This is a genomic window from Psychrobacillus sp., assembly GCF_056205495.1.
Map to the genome: position 1 here is coordinate 1 of NZ_JBAEAP010000025.1, position 5,527 is coordinate 5,527.

Here is a 5,527-nt window from a genome sequence, read left to right on the forward strand (position 1 = left end):
CCCTATGAACAAGAGCATGTGACGAAGCTAACCAAGGAGTTGCAGAATGAAGGGCTTTCTTATGATTTAGTTAAATTTAACCTGAAGAAGCAGACGTCCTCTAGTACAGGAGAGACGGTCAACGTCATTAGAGAATCAGAAGTAAATAGCCTTGCACTTGCACTCAAAATTCCTTTTGTTGATTTGCTACCGGGACAGGCATTGTTAGTGCCCAATACAGAAGAGGACTTTGGAAGTATCCGAGTGGAAAATGAACAGACAGTGTTAGAGGAAAGTAATATTCCTCTTCGTATTCAGGATATTTACAATAAGTTAATTTTTCCTTCCTTAGCAATCAAAGATCGCACAATCATTATTAGTGATGAGGACTTTTCATTAATAACAGAACCGTTGGCGGGGTATGAGGATCAGCAATCGAGAATGACCTTTTATGCCTTCCATATTTCTGAATGGCTCCGTACGAAAGAAATTGGTACTAGTTTAGATGAATTAATGAGTGAAACTGTAAGCACTACTGGTATAAATTCCAATCCTTTTTATTACGTAAACCCAGGGTTGAACTATTCCATAATTCGCGCAACCTTCTCATTACTTCTATTCACGGGGCTATTAGTTGCTGCAGTATTAATCCTAGCTGCAGGTAGCTTTGTTTACTTCAAGCTATACACAGATTTGGAGAGAGACAAGAAGCAATATGATGTACTGAGAAGAATGGGAGTAACAGATCGGGAGCTAGTTAAAATCGTTAATAGGCAGCTAATTCCGCAATTCTTTTTACCTTGGGGGCTAGCAATGATTCATAGCACCTTCTCCTTCTTATTTTTACAGGCGTTTTGGGTGGATCTAGCTGCAGTTTCCATCGCCAAAGAAATGTTATTTGTATTAATAGTGTTTACTATCATCCAGTTGTCCTATTTCTATTTAATAAGATGGAGATATATTGCCCATATTCAAGAATAAAATATACATGAAAGAATGGGGCAGGGTTATTACTCTGCTCCCATTTTGCTTTGGAAGTAAATGGTGCAAACCTTCATTTTATATTGAATTGTCAAAACTTTTCTTATATAATTAAGTTGGGGATTATGAATGACTGTTCATTCAAGAAAGATGGGAGCTGTAAAAAAATGAGTTTAGTGACACACGTTCAACAAAGGGCCTTAAAAAATCCAGACAAAATTGCTTATCATTTTATGGGAAAAGACACTACTTACGCAGAATTCAATCAGTCGGTAGAGCGCTTTGCGGCTGCTTTACATTCATTAGGGGTAGAAAAAGGGGATAATGTAGGATTTCTACTTGGAAATTCTCCACACTTCTTAATTTCTCTTTATGCAACCATGCGTTTAGGTGCAACAGCAGTACCGATTAATCCAATATATACACCAGATGAAATTAGCTACATCGTGAAAAACAGTGACGCTAAAGCAATTATTGCCTTAGATGCGTTTATACCACTAGTAGAAAAGGCAGCTGGTGTTTTTTCAACAGTAGAAAACTATATTATCTGTGAGACAGATCCATCAACAGCGGACAAGCTTGCAGCTCTTCCAGCTACCTTAAAGTCTAAGGTGAAATCGTTTACATATTTGATTTCTACAGCAGTGGAAGCAGTACCTCATGTGGAAGTTCATTCAGATGACACAGCTGTCATTCTATACACATCTGGCACTACTGGACACCCTAAGGGAGCTATGCTGACATTTAATAATATTTACTCGAACGCTCGTGACGTTGCCGAGTATTTAAACTTCAGCACAGACGACCGAGTAATAGCGACACTTCCAGTATTCCATGTATTTGCATTAACGGTTGTAGTAAATGCACCATTATTAATGGGGGCTACTATTCTATTAGTTCCTAGATTCAGTCCACAGGAAGTGTTCCATGTTATTAAAGAGCAAGAGGCAACTGTCTTTGCTGGTGTACCAACGATGTTCAACTTCCTATACCAATTCCCAGAAGGAAAGGTAGAAGATTTCTCTACGATTCGTTTAGCGATTTCTGGAGGATCCTCCTTACCGGTTGCTTTATTGCACAACTTTGAAGACAAATTTAAAGTGCGTATTTCGGAGGGCTATGGTTTATCAGAGGCTTCTCCAGTAACTTGCTTTAACCCAATAGATCGTGACCGCAAGGCAGGATCCATTGGAACTTCTATAGTTAACGTAGAAAACAAAGTAGTGAATGAGCTAGGGGAAGAGGTACCAGTAGGAGAAGTTGGCGAACTGATTGTTCGTGGACCAAACGTCATGAAGGGCTATTACAAGATGCCTGAAGAAACAGAAAATGCAATTCGTGGTGGCTGGCTTTATACAGGTGACCTAGCTCGTCAAGACGAGGAAGGCTATTTCTATATCGTTGACCGTAAAAAGGATATGATCATCGTCGGGGGCTACAATGTTTACCCGCGCGAGGTAGAGGAAGTATTATTTGCGCACCCTGGTATCGTGGAAGCAGCCGTAATCGGTGTTCCAGACCCTAACTTTGGAGAAGAAGTACTTGCCTTCGTTGTGAAAAAGGATGAATCCTTAACGGAAGAGCAGCTTCATGATTATTGCGCTGAAAAACTAGCAAAATATAAAATTCCAAAAAGTATAGAATTTTTAGAGGAGCTTCCAAAAAATACGACTGGTAAAATACTGCGTCGTACATTGAAGCCAACATCCAAAGCAAAATAACTAAACTAGACTGTCCTCTTAATTGGGGACAGTTTTTTTATAGGAAATATGATGTGATACGCCTCCATTAGGCTAGGATTAGAGAGCGGCTAAGGGATTGTAGTAATCGTTGGGTTGATTGTCGTAAAGTATTGAGTGATTGTAGTAAATTATGGAGTCATTGTCGTAAATTTAGCTAGGATGAGAGAGCGATTGAGGGATTGTAGTAATCTATGGGTTGATTGTCGTAAGTATTGAGTGATTGTAGTAAATTATGGAGTCATTGTCGTAAATTTAGCTAGGAAGAGAGAGCTACGGAGTGAGATTGATTATGTTGGCAGACAACGTATTGATCACTCCTTTAAAACAGATTATCTTTAGCAAAATTAAATGGAAATATAAGCTACTCATTTGTCATTCTTTTTTTTCGGGAAATAAAGGAAAATGATATAGAGTGTCGAAATAAGGAAAGACAACAAGAAAGCGAGGAAAAATAATGACTAAAAGAAGGTTAGAAGCAAAGGATCTATTCAAGTTACAATCCATAACAAATCCAGTAATTTCACCGTCTAACAAGGATGCTGTATTTATTCGTACGGAAATGCATGAAAAAGACAATAAATATTATTCATATTTATATCACGTAGATTTAGAGAATGAAGAGGTAACCCAGTGGACTCATCAAAAAGAGCGTATATCATCACCTCGTTGGTCCAATGATGGAAAATACATAGCTTTCATGTCTACTCGAGATGACAAAAACCAACTCTTCCTTTTATCGTCTAAGGGTGGCGAAGCAAAGAAGCTAACCACTTTTGAAAAAGGAATCTCAAGCTTCCACTGGTCTCCTTGCAATAAAAAAATCTGGTTTGTCGCGCCTTTAAAAGAGGGGAAAAGCTGGACAGACGAGCCTGAAAAAGAAGAAAACAAGCAGCCCGAGGCATACGTTGTCGATAAGATGAGATATCATTCTGACGGTGTAGGATTATTACCGCAAGACATCTATAGACAAATAGGGATAATTAGCCTGGACACAGAGGAGATTGTACAGTTTACAGAAGGTAAACACCAATATAGCCTTCAGGCAGTTTCACATGATGGCAAAAAAATAGTAATGGGAGTAAATAGAGAAGAAAACCAAGACTTTTCATTTAAGCAGCCTTTGTATTTAGTAGATGTGGAATCGAAGGAAGAAAGCGTATTAGTAGATGAAGAGGGATATTTCGGAGGCGCTGCTTTTTCACATGATAATGACTATGTTGCTTTTGCAGGATCAAATAGAACTTATGAAAATGCAACACACGATGAAGTATATATTTATAACGTTCAAACAGGTGTAAGAGAGGCGTTAACAGAAGGAATTGATGCTCCAGTTGGAGATTATTCCGGAGGTGATTTACAGCAAGGTGCTAGTGCACCAAGTGTAGCCTGGACAAAAGACAACTATGTATATTTTCAGCTCTCTACTATGGGGGACGTCCGCCTATATGTAGCTTCCTTAGAGGGAGAAATATATCCAGCAACCCCTGAAAATGAACATATTTACGGCTATGATATTGCGAAAGATGGCACATTTGCACTTGCAGCAATAAGTAATTCAGTATTTCCCGGGGAATTATTTAAGCTTAATTTGACGACTGGTGAGAGAAAAGCACTTACTTCATTCAATGAACAACTTCTGGAGGAAATAGAACTTGTCGAACCAGAGCCAATTGTTTACAAGGGAGCTAAGGACTGGGATGTTCATGGATGGCTGATCAAGCCATCTGGTTTCGAGGCTGGAAAGAAATATCCGCTTATTGTAGAAATTCATGGGGGTCCACATACCATGTATGCAAACACCTTCTTTCATGAGCTTCAGCTATTAGCCGCTAAGGGCTACGGCGTGTTATATGTAAACCCAAGAGGTAGTCATTCCTATAGCCAAGAATTTGTAGATGCGGTAAGAGGCGACTATGGCGGTGGAGATTATGAAGATATTATGGCAGGCGTTGACTATGTGTTGTCGGAAAATGATTGGATTGATAATGATCGTCTAGGAGTAACAGGGGGTAGCTACGGTGGTTTTATGACAAACTGGATTGTTGGGCACACAAATCGCTTTAAGGCTGCAGTAACCCAACGCTCTATTTCGAACTGGGTCAGCTTTTATGGTGTGTCCGATATAGGTTACTATTTCACTCCATGGCAAATCGGAGGGGATATGACTGATATAAACAAGCTATGGGACGCATCTCCTCTAAAGTATGCTGCTAATGTGGAAACTCCTTTGCTTATTTTGCACAGTGAAAATGACTATCGCTGTCCAATTGAGCAAGGCCAACAGCTATACATTACGTTAAAAGCGCTTGGGAAAGAAACAGGCTTTGTTCGTTTTCCACAAGCAGATCACAATTTATCACGTGTTGGCTTACCAAATTTACGCCAAACAAGGCTCGAACAAATTACTGAATGGTTTGAGAAGTATATCTAATGATAAAAAACGCCCTTCATTTCCTTTTTGGAATGAAGGGCGTTTATTTAAACCTGATTTTTCTTTTTATGAAAACCATTCTTGTAGTAACTAAACACTAAGCCAAGGATCCAGATTGGACCGACAATCAGTGCAACTCTAGTATCAGGGAAATAAGCCATAAGACCAAGTACTAATACTAAAAAGGCAAGCACGAGATACGAACCGTAGGGATAGAATAATGCCTTATAGGAAAGTCTTGAAACTTCTCCCTTAGTTAAGGATTTTCGGAATTTTAATTGAGACATTAGAATAATTCCCCATGTCCAAACTGCTCCGAAGGTAGAGATACTTGTTACCCAAATAAATACCTTTTCCGGTACTAAGTAATTTAGTAAAACTCCAAACAATAATA

The 5,527-nt window shown here is 39.1% G+C and carries 2 protein-coding genes and 2 pseudogenes; 3 read left to right on the top strand and 1 reads right to left on the bottom strand.

Annotated elements, in window-relative coordinates:
* From AC06OU_RS00675 to AC06OU_RS00685, 3 genes and pseudogenes are all read left to right on the top strand, one after another.
* Window positions 1–960, top strand: a pseudogene (locus tag AC06OU_RS00675) (ABC transporter permease); the annotation flags it as partial.
* Window positions 961–1,127: 167 nt separating this feature from the next.
* Entirely contained in the window at window positions 1,128–2,681 is a 1,554-nt protein-coding gene (locus tag AC06OU_RS00680; RefSeq protein ID WP_475853426.1) for a fatty acid--CoA ligase family protein, read from the top strand.
* A gap of 475 nt (window positions 2,682–3,156) precedes the next feature.
* Window positions 3,157–5,133 (top strand): S9 family peptidase, encoded by a 1,977-nt coding sequence (locus tag AC06OU_RS00685; RefSeq protein WP_475853427.1) that lies wholly within the window; start codon window positions 3,157–3,159, stop codon window positions 5,131–5,133.
* Between the two features lie 47 nt (window positions 5,134–5,180).
* On the opposite strand, the pseudogene AC06OU_RS00690 reads toward AC06OU_RS00685, so the two are convergent.
* Window positions 5,181–5,527, bottom strand: a pseudogene (locus AC06OU_RS00690) (amino acid permease); the annotation flags it as partial.

Coding starts and splice junctions, on each gene's coding strand:
- AC06OU_RS00680 (WP_475853426.1), top strand. CDS start 1,128: ATGAGTTTAGTGACACACGTTCAACAAAGGGCCTTAAAAAATCCAGAC.
- AC06OU_RS00685 (WP_475853427.1), top strand. CDS start 3,157: ATGACTAAAAGAAGGTTAGAAGCAAAGGATCTATTCAAGTTACAATCC.